Origin of the sequence: Caulobacter sp. Root487D2Y, from assembly GCF_001427165.1 — a bacterium.
Lineage (GTDB): Bacteria > Pseudomonadota > Alphaproteobacteria > Caulobacterales > Caulobacteraceae > Caulobacter.
Map to the genome: position 1 here is coordinate 80,630 of NZ_LMFD01000012.1, position 17,273 is coordinate 97,902.

The 17,273-nt window shown below is 69.5% G+C and carries 13 protein-coding genes, 1 pseudogene and 1 riboswitch; of the genes and pseudogenes, 5 read left to right on the forward strand and 9 right to left on the reverse strand.

Annotation, left to right across the window (positions count from 1 at the left end):
• Positions 1-142 precede the first annotated feature (142 nt).
• From ASD38_RS17690 to ASD38_RS17710, 5 genes are all read right to left on the reverse strand, one after another.
• Positions 143-928: a polysaccharide deacetylase family protein gene (locus tag ASD38_RS17690; RefSeq protein WP_056462043.1), complete on the reverse strand. Its 786-nt coding sequence runs from the start codon at positions 926-928 to the stop codon at positions 143-145.
• A 9-nt stretch (positions 929-937) separates the two neighbouring features.
• Positions 938-1,777 carry a glycosyltransferase family 2 protein gene (locus tag ASD38_RS17695; protein ID WP_056462047.1) on the reverse strand — a complete coding sequence of 280 codons (840 nt, stop codon included), beginning with the start codon at positions 1,775-1,777 and terminating at the stop codon, positions 938-940.
• Between the two features lie 123 nt (positions 1,778-1,900).
• Positions 1,901-4,396 (reverse strand): TonB-dependent receptor, encoded by a 2,496-nt coding sequence (locus ASD38_RS17700; protein ID WP_056462051.1) that lies wholly within the window; start codon positions 4,394-4,396, stop codon positions 1,901-1,903.
• A 71-nt stretch (positions 4,397-4,467) separates the two neighbouring features.
• Positions 4,468-5,481, reverse strand: coding sequence for a FecR family protein (locus ASD38_RS17705; RefSeq protein ID WP_056462055.1), 1,014 nt, complete (start codon positions 5,479-5,481; stop codon positions 4,468-4,470).
• Positions 5,482-5,578: 97 nt separating this feature from the next.
• Positions 5,579-6,076 (reverse strand): RNA polymerase sigma factor, encoded by a 498-nt coding sequence (locus ASD38_RS17710; RefSeq protein WP_056437164.1) that lies wholly within the window; start codon positions 6,074-6,076, stop codon positions 5,579-5,581.
• Between the two features lie 214 nt (positions 6,077-6,290).
• Here ASD38_RS17710 and ASD38_RS17715 point away from each other — a divergent pair, with 214 nt between their 5' ends.
• Both ASD38_RS17715 and modB read left to right on the forward strand, forming a co-directional pair.
• Positions 6,291-6,770: a hypothetical protein gene (locus ASD38_RS17715; RefSeq protein WP_056462059.1), complete on the forward strand. Its 480-nt coding sequence runs from the start codon at positions 6,291-6,293 to the stop codon at positions 6,768-6,770.
• A gap of 138 nt (positions 6,771-6,908) precedes the next feature.
• On the forward strand, positions 6,909-7,580 hold the full coding sequence (modB, locus tag ASD38_RS17720) for a molybdate ABC transporter permease subunit (protein ID WP_056462061.1): 672 nt from the start codon (positions 6,909-6,911) through the stop codon (positions 7,578-7,580).
• Between the two features lie 66 nt (positions 7,581-7,646).
• Here the strand turns inward: modB and ASD38_RS17725 are convergent, their stop codons facing one another.
• A complete protein-coding gene (locus ASD38_RS17725; RefSeq protein ID WP_056462063.1) occupies positions 7,647-8,534 on the reverse strand; it encodes a TauD/TfdA dioxygenase family protein in 888 nt (295 codons plus the stop codon).
• A 173-nt stretch (positions 8,535-8,707) separates the two neighbouring features.
• Positions 8,708-8,909: riboswitch (cobalamin riboswitch) on the forward strand.
• A 108-nt stretch (positions 8,910-9,017) separates the two neighbouring features.
• On the opposite strand from ASD38_RS17725, the gene ASD38_RS17730 reads away from it, so the two are divergent.
• On the forward strand, positions 9,018-10,934 hold the full coding sequence (locus tag ASD38_RS17730; RefSeq protein ID WP_056462067.1) for a TonB-dependent receptor plug domain-containing protein: 1,917 nt from the start codon (positions 9,018-9,020) through the stop codon (positions 10,932-10,934).
• A 66-nt stretch (positions 10,935-11,000) separates the two neighbouring features.
• Here the strand turns inward: ASD38_RS17730 and ASD38_RS17735 are convergent, their stop codons facing one another.
• Together ASD38_RS17735 and ASD38_RS17740 are read right to left on the reverse strand one after the other, a co-directional pair.
• Complete coding sequence (locus ASD38_RS17735; protein ID WP_056462070.1) at positions 11,001-13,331, reverse strand: glucan 1,4-alpha-glucosidase; 2,331 nt, start codon at positions 13,329-13,331, stop codon at positions 11,001-11,003.
• A 41-nt stretch (positions 13,332-13,372) separates the two neighbouring features.
• Entirely contained in the window at positions 13,373-14,935 is a 1,563-nt protein-coding gene (locus tag ASD38_RS17740; RefSeq protein ID WP_056462072.1) for an MFS transporter, read from the reverse strand.
• Between ASD38_RS17740 and ASD38_RS23995 the strand changes: the two genes are divergently transcribed.
• Both ASD38_RS23995 and ASD38_RS17745 read left to right on the forward strand, forming a co-directional pair.
• Positions 14,892-15,242 (forward strand): hypothetical protein, encoded by a 351-nt coding sequence (locus ASD38_RS23995; protein ID WP_162252145.1) that lies wholly within the window; start codon positions 14,892-14,894, stop codon positions 15,240-15,242. The two genes, ASD38_RS17740 and ASD38_RS23995, sit on opposite strands and share 44 nt — an antisense overlap.
• Positions 15,243-15,246: 4 nt before the next feature.
• Positions 15,247-16,309, forward strand: a pseudogene (locus ASD38_RS17745) (LacI family DNA-binding transcriptional regulator).
• A 15-nt stretch (positions 16,310-16,324) separates the two neighbouring features.
• Here ASD38_RS17745 and ASD38_RS17750 read toward each other — a convergent pair.
• Positions 16,325-17,020, reverse strand: a complete 696-nt coding sequence (locus ASD38_RS17750; RefSeq protein ID WP_056437147.1) for a phytanoyl-CoA dioxygenase family protein — start codon at positions 17,018-17,020, stop codon at positions 16,325-16,327.
• Positions 17,021-17,273 lie beyond the last annotated feature (253 nt).

Sequence of the window (17,273 nt, forward strand, 5' to 3'; positions counted from 1 at the left end):
CTGTCAACACTCACTATCACGTGCGTGAATATTGTGGCGAAGCTAGGAAATCAGCGGTCGCCCGACGCCCCACGAGGTCCGAAGAGGTTGTTTTGAAACGACGACGCGGGTCGCCCCTCGCCCGGCGAACGCCCTGTTCGCCCTAGCCCGCCCGCGCCGCGACGGGGCGACTCGTGGCGGCCGTCTTGACCGCGGGCTTGCCGATGGCCGTGCGCGCGACGGGCCTGGCGACGGGCAGGAACGCCTCGAGGAAGCGCCAGGCCTCCGCGTCGTGGTCGAGGTGGTGGGTCAGCAGGCCCAGCGGCTCGTCCCACGCGCGCTTAGACCGACGCTCGGCCAGCAACCGACGGGTTCGCAGCAGGAACCGGACCGCGCCCCGGAAGCGCGGCTCGGGCTTCCAGCGCATGACGTCCAGATGGGCGTCCAGGCGATCGGGCTCGGCCTGGTCGCGCATGTCGCCGTAGCAGGACAGGCTCAAGCCTCGCAGGCCGAGCGCCTGTTTCAAGGTCGGGTGGGCGTTGTTCCAGGGCGGCACGAACAGGCGCGGCGTCACGCGGGCGCGGCGGAACACCTCGATCGCCGTGCTCAGCTCCGACATCACGTCGGCCAGGCGGTCCAGGTCGTTGACCTCGCCGGACGGCCAGCCCGGCGGCGCGCGGTTCTCATGCCGGAAGCCATGGACGGCCAGCTCCGCGCCGGGGACCGCGCGGCAAGCCTTGGACAAGGCCGCGATGTCGCCGTCCGGTACCGCCGCCAGGGTGATCGGCGCCTCGAAGCGGAGCGACAGGGCCAGCAGGCGGTCCAGGGCCGGCGTGGGCCGGCGCGCGTCGTCGTCACGCCACCAGAACACCGGCGCATGGCCGCCAGCCTTCCAGCGGGCCAGTTCCGGCCCGATCATGACCGCGATCAGAAGACGATGGAGCGACATGACCACAGCCTAGGCTGAATGGCCCAGCCTGGCTTCCTCGATGTCCAGGTCGATCACCGCCGTGCCCGCCGGACGCGCCGTCCGCACACCGTTCAGCGACTGGATTTCGCGCGCCTTGAGGTTCGAGAGCAGCGGATAAAGGCCCGCCATGACGGCGATCAGGAAGCCCATGTCGCCTTCCTTGTAGCCCTTGCGCGAGACGTAGCACTTGCAGAACCGGCGCACGCCCCGGAACAGGTCGTCCCACAGGCTCTTGATCTCGCCGCTGTCGGCCAGGTCCTGGCCGCGCAGGGCGGTGTAGCGGTTCAGCCGCTGGATCATGTCGGCGATGTCGTCGTCGACCTTGTGCAGGATGGCGTTGTTCAGCCGGCCGCCATAGACGCCGGTGAAGGTGGTGCCGGGATGGACCCGCTCGCTCTTCCAGCGCTTCGCGCCCTTGCGGAACAGCCGGGCCACCGAGGAGGCGCCGAACGAGCCGCCCCAGCCATGGCGCACCAGCTGCGCGCCCACGAAGTTATCCACAGGCACCTGGTACCAGTCGCCGGCGTCGGCCCGGGCGACCGTCTCGCGGATTTCACGAGCCAGGGCCGGCGTCACCGTCTCGTCGGCGTCCAGCTCGAGGATCCAGTCGCCGCGGCAGGCCGCGACGCCGGCCGCCTTGCGCAGGCCTTCGACGGGAAAGATGCCCGAAACGACCCGCGCGCCCATCTTGCGAGCGATGGCTTCACTGCGATCCGTGCAGCGGTCCGCGACCACGACGATCTCGTCGCAGAACGCCAGGCGCTTGAGGCATTCGGCGAGGCGCGCCTCTTCGTTGTGGACGCAGACAAGTCCCGACAGGACGGACATCTAGTTTCCCCGACTTGGGGCGGCCATGCGAGCGCCGCCCCGTCGAAAGGAAGACGTCGCGAAGGTCAGGGAACCTCAGAACTATTTTCGCGTTCGCGCGGGTCGGCCGGTCCTGGCCTCCGCCTAGAAGGCGCGCGAAACCAGAAGGCTCCAGGTGCGGGGGCGCAGCGGCGTGACCTGCCGCACCTGGCCGAAGCTGAAAGGATTTCCATAGGCGAACGTGTCGCTCGAGGCGTTGGCGGGGTTGGTGACCGCGAAGGTCCAGCTCCAGTCCCGGATCGTCATCTCGGCCGACAGGCGGCCCGTGACATAGCCGCCCATCGACGGGGAAAGCCGGCGATCGAAGGTCAGGCGCGACTGGCCCACATACTCGATCTCGGTCGTCAGCACCAAGCGCCGGTCCGCGGCCAGATCCGTTTGATACCGCATCATGGCCCCGGCGGAGACGTCCGGAACCCCGGGCAGCTCGCTCTGGGCCGCCGAGGCGAAATTGGGATCCACCTTGCTCAGGCGAGGACGGTTGAACAGCGCATTGGCCTCCAGGATCAGCCCCCGGGCCGCCGTCACGGCCGCCTCGACCTCCAGCCCGGTGTTGCGGCCGTCGCCGACATTGGCGGTGTAGGACAGGCCCGAGGGGGTCAGATACTGGTCGGTCTGGATGTCGGTCCAGACATCGTGGAACAGGGCCGTGCGCAGGATCATGCGTCCGCCCCATGGCCGAATGCCGGCGCCGATCTCGTAGTTGCGAAGATGATCGGGCTTGAACGAGGCGCGCAGGGTCGAGGGCGCGACCAGACCGCCCGAGTTGAACCCGCCCGAGCGATAGCCTTCCGACGTCAACAGATAGAAGAGCCCGCCCCCGCTCCATGTCCGCTGCAGCGAGAATTTCGGCGAAAGGCCCGTGAAGCGCGCCTGCCGGTCCAGTTCGCGCGACTGGCCCGGCGCCGGCGCCTCGACCATCGAGGTCGTGTGCACCTCGCTGCGGAAGGCCCGCCCGCCCAGGCTGGCGGTCCATCCGTCGCCGAGGTCGTAGGCGGTCTCGCCATAGAGGGCCAATTCGCGCCGTCGATCACGACGCGCCTCGAGATAGATCAGACGTGAAGGGTCGCGATAGGTGCGCGCCCGCAGTTCGCCCTCGCTGTCCTCAAGGCTGGCCAGGCCATACAGGCCGAACAGCCAGCGGAAGCGATCGGTGTCGGGGGACGACAGCACCGCGTCCTCCACCAGCAGCCGCACCTTGCTGGCCTCGTCGAACAGGCCGACATCGACCGAGGCCGAGCCGGCGCCGTTCAGCGCGGCGGTGGCGTCGAACCGGCTGGCGAACCGGTGACGGACATAGCCGGTCGACGACACGAACCGCCCCCAGCCCCCTGCCCCGGTTAGGGTCACCGCGCCTTGCTGCAGGACGTTGTCATGGGTCTCGCGCACCTGGTTGGCGCGCTTCTGACCGCCGAGACTGGGGGTGGTGTACTGGCTGTCGGTGGCGTGCAGGTCCTGGCGCGCGCCGGACACCAGGATCGACCAGTCCGGATCGATCGCCACCGACAGGGCCGCGCGGCCGCCGACGCGCGTGGTGCGATCGACGTTCGAAAGGCGCAGATTGACGTCGTCGACATAGCCGCCGTCGACGTCGTTGTAGGCCGCCACTCGAACCGCCGCCCGGTCGGCGGCCAGCGGCAGGTTGAGCACGCCCTCCAGGCGGCTGCTGGGCGATCCGGACTCGGTGGCGGCCGCGCCGGCCAGGACCGATCCCGACCATTGGTTCAGCACCGGCTTGCTGGAGACGATCCGATACACCCCGCTGAGCGACCCGCCGCCATAGAGCGCGCCCTGGGGTCCGCGCAGGACCTCCACGCGGTCGACGTCGATCAGGCGCAGGTCCGGATCGGGCGCGTTGTAGGTCAGGGGGATGTTGTCGAGATAGGTGCCGACGGTCTGCTGGGTGCGGCCGGTGAAGGTTCCGTCCGAAAGGCCGCGCAGCATGATCTTGTTGCGCGCCGCGCCGAGGTTGGTGGTGATGAAGCCGGCGGTCTGCTGGGAGATGCTGGTCGTGTCGATCGCGCCGGTGTCGCGCAGCCGCGCCGCGCTGATCACGCTGACGCCGCCGGCCGCGGCGCCCAGCCGGGTCGGGCGCTTGGTGGCGGTGACGATCACGCTGTCGAGCGCCGGGGCGATCATCGGCGACGTCTGGACGACGACCGGCGGCCTGGCGCGGACCGAGGGCCGGGCCGATGGGATCGGGACGGGCCGGATGCTGACCGTGGCGTTGTCGAGGATCTCGAACCGGCAAGGCGCGCCGGCCGTCGCCGCGTCGAGGGCCTGGCGCAGCGTCAGGAGGCCGACGACGGCCGCGCTGCGTCCAGGACAGGACGAGGCCCCCCCGAGGGTGACGCGCGCCTGGACGCCGACATCGATCAGCGCCTCCGATCGGAGCTTGGCGGGAATGTTGAAGCCGAAGCGCGCGGGGGCCGCCCCGGCGGCTCCGGCCAGGGCCAGGCTCGACGCCATGGTCAGGGCGAAGACGGGACCGCGATGGCGCGGGCAGGCGACGGCGATCGCTCCGGAGCGATCCGGCGCGTCAGGTCGACGTCGAAGCTGGGATTCCGTGTCCGAAATCATCGGGCTCCAGCTCTATCCCCCTAGAGCTCAAGCTTCGCGCTTCGAACGATTCCAGGCCCGTCAGCAAGGCTCTAGCGCGTCCGGATCACGATAGCGTCTTCGGTCGTCGTCGTTCGGACGGGAAGCAGGTGTGACAGTCGATCGACCATCGCATCCTGCTCATCGACGATCAACACGCCGGAAAGTCGCATATCGGCGGTCGCCGCGTCGCCCAGCTTCACCGGGCGCGGGAAAAGCCGGTTCATGTCGCCGGCGATCTGGGAAAGCGGCTGGTCGCGATAGATCAGCCGGCCCTGACGCCAGCCCGCGACCTCCTCGACGGCGACCGCCTGGAGTTTCGCGTCGGCCGCCAGCCCCTCGCGGTGGGCAAGGCCCTGCCCCGGCCGCAGCCGGAACGACGCGGCGTCGCCCGACAGGCCGGGACGCACCTCGACCAGTCCGCGCTGGACGTTGACCGCCACCTGTCCGTCACGGCGTCGAACATCGAACCGGGTGCCGACCACGCGCACCTCGGTGTCGCCCGCCGAGATCAGGAACGGCCGCGAGGTGTCCTTGGCCACGTCGAAAAACGCCTGGGCGTCATCCAGCCGGACGCGGCGGGCATGGCGCTCGAAGCGCACCGTCATGCGCGAGGCGGCGTTCATCTCGATCCGGGAGCCGTCTTCCAGGGCGATGGTCCTGCGCTGGCCGACGCCCGTCACATAGGTCGTTTCGCGCGCGCCCATCAAGCCGCCGTCGGGCAGCAGGACCGCGCCGGCGACGAAGGCCGCGGCGATCGCCGCGCCCGCCGACCAGAGCCAGACGCGCCGCGTCGACCGCAACGGAACCACCTTGGCCGTCAAGGACGGCGCCTCGACCGGCTGGCCTTCCGCGAACCGCGCGTCGAGATCCAGGCCGTGATCGAAGGCGAGCGCGGCGTCATAGGCCCGGGCATGGGCGGGCGAGGCCGTCAGCCAGGCGTCGAAATCCAGCCAGTCGCGCTCGGTGACCGTCTCGCCCTGCAGCCGGACCAGCCAGTCGATCGCCGCGCCGGCGATCGCGGCGTCGGCCTTCTCGGCGTCGGAGTCTGTTTGGGGGCGCGTCATTTCGCTCCGTCCTGACGCCACGCGGCGTCCTCGCAAGGATAAGACGTCACCAAGACGGCGGAACCTCCAAAGCTCGTTCCGGAAACCATAAACACCCTCATGGCAGTCTGGCCGTCAACGCCTTCAAGGCGGCGCTTATGTGCTTTTCGACCGAGCTGCGGCTGACCCCCATGACCGCGGCGGTCTCGGCGTGACTTAGACCTTCCAGCTTGTGAAGCTTGAAGGCGCGCGCGACCTGGGGCGGCAGACTGTCGAGCGCCGCCATCATCGCCCGCAGGCGTTGCCGACCGGCCACCACCGCCTCGGCCGATGGAATGTCGGCCACCTGCTGATCGCCCAGCACCTCGCCCTGCAGGTTGCGCCATCCGCCGTCGCGCGCGCTGGCGCGGGTCTGGCCGCGCAGCCGATCGAGCATCAGGTTGTTGGCCATCCGGAACAGCAGGGCCGAGCCGTCGCCCTCGACCTCCAGATCGCCCAGGGCCTGCACCTTGAGGAACAGATCCTGGATCAGGTCCTCGGCCTCGCTGACCGAGCGCAGCTTCGCGGCGAAGACGCGCACCAGATTGGCCCGCTTCTCGCCGTACAGCCGGGCCATCGGCGTGAGGGTCGAAGGTGGGGCGGACAGCGCGGGCTCCAAAGACTCAGAACGGCGAACGGGTTGCGACGGCGGCTTAACCTAGGCCGCCGGCGGTCGGCGGTCCAGCGCACCGGGCGCGAGCTTGTTGCGATTGACTCGCAATAGGCTCGCGGTCTAGATATTGCGAACCAGTCGCAACAAAGAACGCGACACCCTCTCGGCGGAGGCCGCCATGACTCCCGACTCCACGACCTTCCGCTGGACCGCCGACCCCACGGTCGGCGAACGGCTGCTCCTGGGCGCCATGCGCCAGTGGGCGGCGCTGAAGGCCGCGGGCGAGCCCCGGCCCCGGCTGGTCGCCCAGGCCCTGGCCTTTCGAGCGTCGCACCGGTCCGGTGGGCTGTTCGTCGCCTGGATGCAGTCGGTGGAGGCCAGCCTGCGTCGGCCGATCCAGGTGGAGCGCCCGACCTGCGGCGGCGTTTCGACCGACGAGCAGCGGCTGATGGCGTCCTGCGGACTGGCGGGAACCGCGACGGCGGCCGGCGAGGCGCTGCTGGAGCCGCTGCTGATCGACTCCCGGCCGACCATGGTGCTGGCGCGCGCCCTGAACGCGGCCCTGCGGGTCGACGGCTATCCCCTGCCCGTCCGCCTGCGGGAGCCGCAAGGCGCCGGACCGGACGAGCCGGCGCCCCGGTGGGCGACCGTCCACTAGGCGGCTCCAGAGCGCGGCCGGCCGCGCGTGACCTGGACGCGAAAGCTCGTTATGTAGGCAAGCTACATAACTGAACCCCGCCCGGACCAAAGCCATGCCGCCCCGCCCGTCGTCGACCAAGCTCGAGGTCCGCTGACCATGCTCGGGATCATTTGGCTGACGATCAAGCTGGCGGGGATCACCACGATCCTGCTGCTGATCCTGGCCACGCCCCTGGCCTGGTGGCTGGCGCGGGGGCGTTCGCGCTGGAAGACGCCGATCGGGGCGCTGGTGGCCCTGCCGATCGTCCTGCCGCCGACCGCCCTGGGCTTCTACCTGCTGATCGCCCTGGGCCCGCAGAGCCCGCTGATCGCCCTGCTGCATCCGTTCGGGGTGCGCACCCTGGCCTTCACCTTCCAGGGCCTGGTGATCGGCTCGCTGATCTATTCGCTGCCGTTCGCGGTCCAGCCGCTGCGCAACGCCTTCATCGCCGTGGGCGACGAGCCGCTGGAGGCCGCCGCCGGCCTGGGCGCCTCGCCCTGGAGCGCTTTTCGCAAGGTGGCCCTGCCGCTGGCCCTGCCGGGCTACGCCGTCGCCGCGCTTCTGGTCTTCGCCCACACCGTCGGCGAGTTCGGGGTGGTGATGATGCTGGGCGGCGGCATTCCCGGCCAGACCGAGGTGCTGTCGATCGAGATCTATCGGCTGGTCGAGGCCCTGGAGTGGGACAAGGCCCACCAGCTGGCCGGCGCCCTGCTGGTCTTCGCCTTCCTGGTGATGCTCAGCCTGCTGCTGATGGAACGTCGCATCGACGCCCGCGCCTCGCGCTCCTGATCACGATCAGAGGTCGCGATAACCCGATGACCTCGCTGGTCATTTCATGGTCAAGCTAAGGTCGCGTCAGAACGGGACGTCGCCCTGGATCGTCACCCGCTCGACGATGCGCTCCTGCGGCCAGTAGTCGAGGATGGCGTAGTGCTGGGTGGCGCGGTTGTCCCAGAAGACGATGGCGTTGGGCGTCCAGCGGAAGCGGACCTGGTATTCGGGCGTCTTCACCCGGTCCAGCAGGTCGGCCAGCAGCTTGGCGGCCTCGTCCTCGGGCAGGCCCAGGATCCGGGTCGTGAAGACCTTGTTGACGAACAGGTGCTTCTCGCCGGTCTCGGGATGGGTGCGGACCACCGGGTGGGCCTGGACCGGATGGGCCGCGCGAAGCTCCTGGCGCTTGGCCTCGTCGACCCGGTAGCCGTAGCTCTGCAGGATGTCGTGCTCGGCCTTCAGGGGGGCCAGCTGTTCCTTCAGCTGGTCGGGCAGGTCGCGATAGATGGCGGCGGTGTCGGCGAACAGGGTGTCGCCGCCCAGAGGCGGCATGTGGCGCATGCGCAGCACCCCGCCCATCGACGGCGCGGGTCGGAAGGTGACGTCGGTGTGCCACTTGTTGGCGGCGCGGACCATCGGCACGATCTCCTCGCGCAGCTTCATGCCGTCGGCGGCCTCGATGTGCAGGATTTCGGGAAATCCCGGCACGTGGGCGGTGACAGGATGGCCCTCCAAGTCCCCGAAATAGCGGCCGAAACGGACATGATCCTCATGGCTGATGTCCTGGTCGCGGAAGAACACCACCTTGTGACGCAGCAACGCCGTCCGGATCGCCGCCACGACCTCCGGCGACAAGGGCCGGGTCAGGTCCAGACCCGAGATCTCGGCGCCGAGGACCGTTCCGGCCGGGGTCACCGTCAGGCCGGCATAGTCAGGCGTTTCCGAAGCGGTGATGGGGGCAAAGGCGTTCATGGCGTCCTCCCGGAGCGCCGCCCATCTCCGCGAGCAGGCGCTGTCTATCCACACCTTAGACGCGGGATATCAGCGCTCAATGGAGTTTTTCTCGCTTCAGGCTCAAGGCGGGGCCAAGGCCTGGCGCGGCGGGCAAGACGCGCTCCAGATTGACCGGGTGCGGCGCAGTCTATAGTGCAGCTCTCGCGACAGGTTCCTCGAAAGAGGATGAAAAGGGAACTCGGGTGCGAAACCCGGGCTGCCCCCGCAACTGTAAGCGGCGAGCCCGCGTGTCACTAAGCCACTGGCCATTCCTCTTCGGAGAGCGGCTGGGAAGGCGACACGCACCGGCCTTGACCCGTGAGCCAGGAGACCTGCCCGTCGCGGTCGTCCTTCGTCCGGCCGGGGTGCGCCGTACGATGGGGTTCTTCCCCCGAGGCGACATCGTCTGGCCGGTCCGAATCCTCGGGCCAGCCTTCGTTGCTGCGCACGGAGGATTTGACTATGCGCTCGATTTCCGTCCTGGCCCTGGTGGCCGCCCTTCCCGTACTCGCCCTGCCCAGCCAAGGGCTGGCCGCCGAGCTCCTCGACGACGCCAACGCGGTCGATCAGGTGGTCGTCACCGCCGGCCGCGCCGCCGACAAACTGTCCGAAACCCCGGTCAGCATGACGGTCATCACCGCCGAAACCCTGCGCCAGCGTCAGGCCGTCGTGGTCTCCGATCTGCTGTCGCGCACCCCCGGCGTCTCCGTCACCCGCAACGGCGGCGTGGGCGGCGCGACCCAGGTGCGCATCCGCGGCGCCGAGACCGACCAGACCGCCGTGCTGATCGACGGCGTCAAGCTGAACGACCCGTCGTCGACCGGCGGCGGCTACAATTTCGCCACCCTGCTGGCCGGCGACGTCGACCGCATCGAGGTGCTGCGCGGCCCGCAATCGACCCTGTGGGGCAGCCAGGCCATCGGCGGCGTGGTCAGCATGCTCACCAAGACCCCGGACGGTCCGCTGTCGGGCGACGCCTTGGTCGAGGGCGGCTCGCGCGCCACGGCCTATGGCCGCGTCGGCGTCGGGGCCGGCGGCGCGTGGGGCGGATGGCGGCTGGCGGCCGGGTCCTACACCACCGCTGGCGTCTCCACCTTCGACGAGGCCCTGGGCGGCAAGGAGAAGGACGGCTACCACAACAACGCGGTCAGCGGCCGCCTGGACGTGAACGTCACCGACGGGGCCAGCCTCGACGCCCGTGTTTCCTACGCCGCCGGACGCGGCGAGTTCGACGGTTTCCCCGCCCCGGCCTTCGCCTTCGCCGACACCGCCGAGTACGGCAAGACCAAGGAACTGGTCGGCTATCTGGGCGCGCGGCTGTCCAACTTCGACGGCGCCCTGCAAAGCCGCGTCGGCTACGGCTACACCCAGACCGATCGCGAGAACTACGATCCCGCCCTGGGCGCGCCCAAGACCTTCGACTCGCGCGGGACCGACAACAGCCTGGAATACCAAGGCGCCTGGACGATCAATCCGGTCTGGCGCGCGGTGTTCGGGGCCGAAACCGAACGCACCTGGTTTCGGTCAGCCTCGCCGTCGTTCAGCCCCGACGTCGATCGCCACGCCGCCGGCATGGACAGCGTCTACGGCCAGCTTCAGGCCAAGCCGGCCGCGGGCCTGACCCTGACCGGCGGCGTCCGCCACGACGACCACGACACCTTCGGCGGGGCCACCACCGTCCAGGCCGGCGCGGCCTGGTCCCCCAACGGCGGGGCCACGATTTTCCGCGCCAACTACGGCGAGGGCTTCAAGGCGCCGTCGCTGTACCAGCTGTACAGCGACTACGGGAACACCGACCTGAAGCCGGAAGAGGCCAAGAGCTGGGACATCGGCGTCGAGCACGGCGTCCTGGACGGTCGCCTGCGCGGGTCGATCACCTATTTCAGCCGCGACACCAGGAACCAGATCGACTTCCTGTCCAACAACACCCCGCCCAACTTCGGCGGCTACGCTAACACGGCCAAGAGCCAAGCCCACGGTGTGGAGGTGGAGGGCAGCTTCGAGGTCAACGCGCTGCTGACCCTGTCGGGCAACTACACCAACATGGACGCGATCAATAAGTCGCCCGACGCCAACCATGGCAAGGACCTGGCGCGCCGGGCCGGCGAGACCGCCGCGGCCGACGCACAGTTGAATCTGGCCAACGGTCTGACGGGCGGACTGACGATGCAGTATGTCGGCCACAGCTTCGACAACGCCGCCAACACCCGGCGGCTGAAGAGCTATGTGCTGACCGACGTGCGGGTCGCCTATCCGATCAACGACACGTTCGAGCTGTACGGCCGGGTCGAGAACCTGTTCGACCAGCGGTACGAGACCCTCTACCGCTATGGGGCCCCGGGCCGCGGCGCCTTCGCCGGCGTGCGGGCCAGGTTCTAGGACCGCCCCTAAGGTGAAGCTTTCGCCCGCGCCGATTTTCACCGGCGCGGGCGGAGCTTGGCTGTTCTACTTCGCGTAGCGCGCCGCCACCGGCGCGTAGCGGTCCCACACCTGGCCGTCGCTGACCGAGCGCAGCAGCTTGACGTATTCGGCGTGCGACCAAGCCAGGGGCGTGGCCGAGTCCGTGCCCTCGCCGCGCGGATAGCCGCGCGGGTTCGCCCCGACGCCGTCCCAGACCTGCTCGGAGATCAGCAGGCCCTCATTGGCGAACAGCTCCATGGCCTTGACGTAGCGGTCGCGGATCTCCTGGATCGCGGCGGCGTCGGGCTTGCCGTGCTGGCTGGCCGCCGCCAGCGCGTAGTGGCCGCGCTCGCCGGTGAAGATCGGCCAGACCCGGCCGCGCTGGCCCGGGCTCATCTGGCCGCCCACGCCGTAGTTGGCGCCGGTCTTGGCGTCCTCGCCATAGCCGTCGACGTCATAGCGCCGCCAGCCGGGAAACTCGCCCGTCACGCCCGGGAAGGTGAAGTCGTAGCGCACGCGGTAGAGGTCGGCCCGGCTGGTGTCGTCCAGCTCGGGCAGGCTGCCGACGATGGCCGGATCGTCGGCCCGCCGCACGCCGTAGCGGACCAGCTCCAGGAAGCCGCCGTCGACCACCTGGTCCTTGGGCGGGGCGATCTGGCCGTTGGCGGCGCCGATCGGGGCGTGGTCGTTGGGGTCTTCGTTCTGGTTCAGGCGCACATAATAGGTCCCGTCGCCGAACGGCCCCTTGGTGGTGACCATCCGCGCCTCGACCTTGGCCGAATAGGCGTCGGCCGCGGCGCGATAGCGGGCCGCGCCGGCCGCGTCGCCGGCCAGTTCGGCGATGTCGCCCGCCACCACCAGGCCGGTGATGGTCGCCGCGGTGGTCGAGGGCGAATAGCCGCCCTGCTCTTCCCAGCGCTCCTGCTGGGTGAACGGCGGCTTGATGGTCTCGTGGTTCCAGCCGACCCCGACCTTGCCGCCGTCGACCAGGAAGTCGGCCGCCGGCTTGATCATCTTGCCGTAATAGGCCTTCAGGTCCGCCTCGGGCAGCCAGCCCAGCTTCCACAGCTTCCAGCCCAGCATGATCGGCATGGCGGTCTGGTCCAGCTGGACGCCGACCCATTCGGTGGTGCCGTCCACCCAGGTCTTCTGCAGGAACCAGCCGCCGACGCCGGTGTTGCCCGCCATGCCGGCCTTGACCTGCACCTGGGGCAGGTAGTGGAACGCCGCCAGCGGCGTCTGCTTGTCGCCCAGGGCGGCCAGGGCCATGGCGCACTGGTAGAAGTCGCGCGGCCAGACGGCCTTGTAGCCGGTCGAGGGCTTGGAGGCGTCGACGGTGTCGCCCCAGGGATTGGACAGCGAGGCGATCAGGGCGCCGGCATAGGTGCGGTCTTCCTGGACCTTCAGCATCAGGGCGCTGGCCTGGACCAGCTTGCCGCCGTCCTCCGAGACCTCGCGCAGGCGCGGCAGCTCGGTCAGCGAGGCCAGATAGTCCTCCCAGCCGACGCGGTCGCCCTCGCCGTTGTAGCGGGCCAGCACCTCGTCATAGCCAGTCTTCAGCGTGGCGGACGCGGCCTGGTCGGCGGCCTGGGCGTCGCCGCCGAAGCCGATGGCGAAGTCGTAGGTCGCCTCGCCCGAGGCCTGCTCCGGCAGCTGGGCGGTCAGCACGATCGCGCCCGTGGCCGAGGCGCCGCCGGTCAGGGCCGCCGACTTCACGGCCGCTAGGGCGTCGGCGCCGAGCGGCGCGGCGACGGCCTTCACGAACGGCTTGCCGCCCTTCAGGCTCAGGAACGCCTTGCCCTCCGAAGCGGTCAGGGCGGCGGCGGTCGCCGCGCCCGTGTCGCCGCCGCCGGTGTTGGCCATGTGCGGCTCCAGCACCAGGAACGGCGTCACCGGCCCCTTCAGCGCGCGGACCGTGACCCGCACGACCAGGGCGTTGCGGTCCGGGTCGGTGAAGATCCGCTTCTCGATCTCGAACCGGCCCTGCTTGTCGGTGGTCGTCACCTTGTAGGCCGGCGACAGCGGCCGGCCGGCGGCGTCGACGTGCAGGTATTCGGTCTTGGAGGTGGTGTCGGCGCCCTCGACGGCCAGGCCGGTCGACGTCTTCACCGCCACCCGAAGCTGCTTGATCTGGGCCTCGTGGATCAGGCCGTACATGGTCTCGGTCAGGGTCCCGTCGGCGATCGAGAACCACACCTTCGACACCGCGCCGGTCGGGCCGCCGTCCTTGTAGGCGCCGTCGACATAGGCCTCGTAGGACGCGCCGACTCCGGTCTTGGCGGCATAGGCCCAGGTGGTCGGGGTCTCGGCGCAGGCGGCGCTTCCCAGAGCGGTCGCGGCCGTCGAGGCCAAGGCGAGTATCTTCAGGCAACGCATGGAACTACCTCGTGAAATGGCGACGTCGACAAGGACGCGGATCAAGCTTTTGAGAGTGCTTCGGGAGACGGAGCCGCGGCGGCCAGCGCCCTGGGCTCGCCCACGTCGCGGACCAGGAACACGCAGGCGGCCGCGGCCAGCATCGAACCGCCGCCCAGGATCAAGGCCCAGATCGCCTGACCGTCGAAGAACGTCTTGAGCAGCACGCCCAGGATGGTCGCGGCCAGCAGCTGCGGGATGACGATGAAGAAATTGAAGATGCCCATATAGACGCCCATCTTCGGGCCCGGCACCGCGCCCGACAGGATCGAGTACGGGGCCGACAGGATCGACGACCAGGCGAAGCCCACGCCGATCATCGGGATCCACAGCAGCACCGGGTCGCGGATCAGCGGGAACGCCGCCAGGCCCAGACCGCCCAGGCCCAGACACAGGGCGTGGCTGGCCTTGCGGCCGACGGCGCGGGCGATCAGCGGGATCACCAGAGCCGCCAACGCCGCCACGCCGTTATAGAGGGCGAACAGCACCCCCACCCAGTCGGCGCCGTCGTTATAGGCCCGCGAGGCGGTGTCCATGGCATGGTAGTGGAAGGCGGTGACGGCCGGGGTGGTGTAGATCCACAGGGCGAACAGGCCGAACCACGAGAAGAACTGCACCACCGCCAGCTGTTTCATGGTGTCGGGCATGCGGAACAGATCCTCGACCACCTCGGAGAAGCCATTGGCGGTCTTCCCGCCCCGCCGCAGCAGGCCGGCGGCGATCTGGGCCAGGCCGAACGCCCCGAGCATGGCGGCCAGGACATAGACCTCCTTCTCCAGCCGCGTGGCGAAGATCGCGACGGCCAGGACGACGCCCGCCAGGGTCCAGACGACGCCGCCGACCATGTAGGCCCGCACGGCGCGGGTGGGCGCGTCGGCCGCCATGGACGGCGCCTCGCCCTTCCGCGCCCGCTCGGCGGCCTCGAAAGCGGCCATCTGGTCGGGGCTGTATTCACGGGTGGTGAACACCGTCCACAGCACCGCCAGCAGCACGCCCGCCGCGCCGACATAGAAAGCGATGTGCACGGACAGCGGCACGCCGCCGCCCTCCACCGCGTTGCTGATGCCGAACCAGTGGGTCAGCATCCACGGCAGGGCCGAGGCCAGGACCGCGCCCGTGCCGATGAAGAAGCTCTGCATGGCGTAGCCCGAGGCGCGCTGCTCATCGGGCAGGTTGTCGCCGACGAAGGCGCGGAACGGCTCCATGGTGATGTTGATCGAGGCGTCCATCACCCACAGGGCGGCCGCGGCGATCCACAGCACGGGGGCGTTGGGCATGACCAGCAGGGCGGCGCTGGTCAGGATCGCGCCCCAGAAGAAGTACGGACGCCGCCGGCCCAGGCGTCCCCAGGTCTTGTCGCTGAGATAGCCGATGATCGGCTGCACCAGCAGGCCGGTGGCCGGCGCGGCGATCCACAGGATGGCCAGCTGGTTCACCTCGACGCCGAGGCTCTGGAAGATTCGCGAGGTGTTGGCGTTCTGCAGGCCGAAGCCGATCTGGATCCCGAAGAACCCGAAGCACATGTTCCAGATCTGGAAGAAATTCAGCCGGGCCTTGGTCGCCATCCGCTCCCCCTGTGACGCCCCGTTGACCAAGGCGCTTGCGCAAATTTTTTCAGCGCTTTGTGTGGGGGCATTTGTGCACGCGGCGATCACGCTGGCAACGGGATTTTCCAATATTCCCGCGCATTATCAGGACGAAATGGCGAGGATTTCCCAACCACGCCCTTGCCTCGATGCGAGTTACGGCGGGCGCGTCATCGCTGAAACGTCAGAAAATTGCATAAATTTTCAAGGCCGAACGCACAACCGCCGCCGCCCCGCGTCGACGGCGCTTGAAAACCATGGCCACGGCGCCTTAACAAAGGTCTGAAAAGATTTGCGGCAAAATTTGCAGCAACGACGACGGACGGGGCGGACAGGACAGTGACCAAGGGCGCGACGCGGCTTGAAGACCTAGCCAAGCTGGCCGGGGTGTCGATCTCCACGGCCTCGCGGGCGCTGAACGACAGTCCGGCGGTCAACACGCGCACCAAGCAGCTGATCTGGAAGCTGGCGCGCGAGATGGACTATCCGTTCCGCCGCTACATGCCCGCCGGCCCGATCGGCGCCGAGGGCACGATCGCCATCGTCGTGCCTCGGCCCCAGGGCCGCGAGGGCCGGCTGTCGGACCCGTTCTTCCTCGAGCTCCTGGCCGGGGTCGGCGAGGCGGCGCGTGAACGGGGATGCGACCTGGTGATCAGCCACGTGGCCCCGACCAGCTTCGAGGACCTGTCGGTGGCCATGACCACCAGCCGCGCCGACGGGGTGATCTTCCTGGGCCAGAGCTGGCTGCACACCGCCTTCAACCGCCTGGCCGAGACCGAGGGCCGCTTCGTGGTCTGGGGGGCGCAGCTGCCCGACCAGGCCTATTGCTCGGTGGGCTCGGACAATCCGCTGGGCGCCAAGCGCGCGACGCTGCATCTGGCCCGCCTGGGCCGCAAGCGCATCGTCTTCCTGGGCGACACCGAGGCCCCCGAGGCCATGCAGCGCCACCGCGGCTATCTGGACGCCGTCGAGCAGTTCGGCCTGGGCGTCGATCCGGAACTGATCGTGCCGGCCCATTTCGAGGTCGAGTCGGCCGAGGCCAGCGTCGACTCGCTGATCCAGCGCGGGGTGAAGTTCGACGGCGTGGTCGCCGCCTCCGACCTGATCGCCCTGGGGGCCATCCGCGCCCTGCAGCACGCGGGCCTGTCGACACCGCGCGACGTCTCGGTGATCGGCTATGACGACGTGCCGTTCGCCCGCTATTCGCGCCCGGCGCTCAGCACCATCTCGCAGGACACCGCCAAGGCCGGGCGGCTGATGGTCTCCAAGCTGCTGGACGCCAGCGGCCAGGGCGCCAGCCGCTCGGAACGCGTGCCGACCGACCTGATCATCCGCGAGTCCTGCGGGGGCTAGCGAGCTCCCTGCCCTTTACGGGACGAACACCTCGCGGGTGTCCATGCGCACGTTGCGGACGGCGCGGCAGGCGTCCTCGGCCGCCCGATCGCGCTCCGGCTTGAAGCTCAGCAGCAGCGAACGTCGCCGCGCGCCGGAGCGGTTGCGGGTCGCGCCATGCAGAAGGTCGGCGTCGAACACCAGGATGTCCCCCGCCTCGCCCGCCAGGGTCAGGGACAGGGCCTCGTCCGGCTCGCCGCCCCCATCGCCGCCCAAGTCGCCGGGATCGAGATGGCGCGGCACCACGCGGGTGGCGCCGTTGTCCGGCCCGTAGGGGTCCAGGAAGACCAGGGCGCCGACGGCGTGCAGCCCCGCGCCGTCGCGATGCAGGCGCTGATGGCCGCCGTCCGGCAGCGGCTCGCGGCCTTCGACCTGGGAGAGGAAGAACGGACCGCCCAGCATCCGCCCCGCCGCCGCCAGCAGGGAGGGCTGTCGGCAGGTCCGCTGCACCGTGGGGTCCAGATCGACCAGGGCGTGACGCCAGCCGGGGCCTCGCGGCGCGACGGCCAGTTGGTCATGGGTCCCCACGCCGATGTCGAACGCGGCGCGCAGGGCGTCACGCCAGGCCTCGGGCACGGCGCCCCGCAGCAGCAGATAGCCGTCGCGGTCCAGGGCGGCGGCTTGCTCGGCCTCCAGCGGATCGACCTTGGTGGGCGTCAGGAGATCGCTCATGGCTTGAGCTTAGCAACCCTGGGTCCCTTTTGAAGTGGGGATGGACCGCTGTCCAAGGATCGACGCTCCGTTGGCGCGGCCCGGACCGGACGCCCCAGACCCGACGATAGCACGCGGCGAAGGTCCGGTTTCCGGTCTGGTGTCGATGCCCGCAACCGACCCGTTGCGGACCTTGAGTTTTTCAGTGATCGTCTCGCCATGAAAAGACTGTGGCCGGTTATACTGCTCCTGGCGACATCGTGCGGTGACGGTC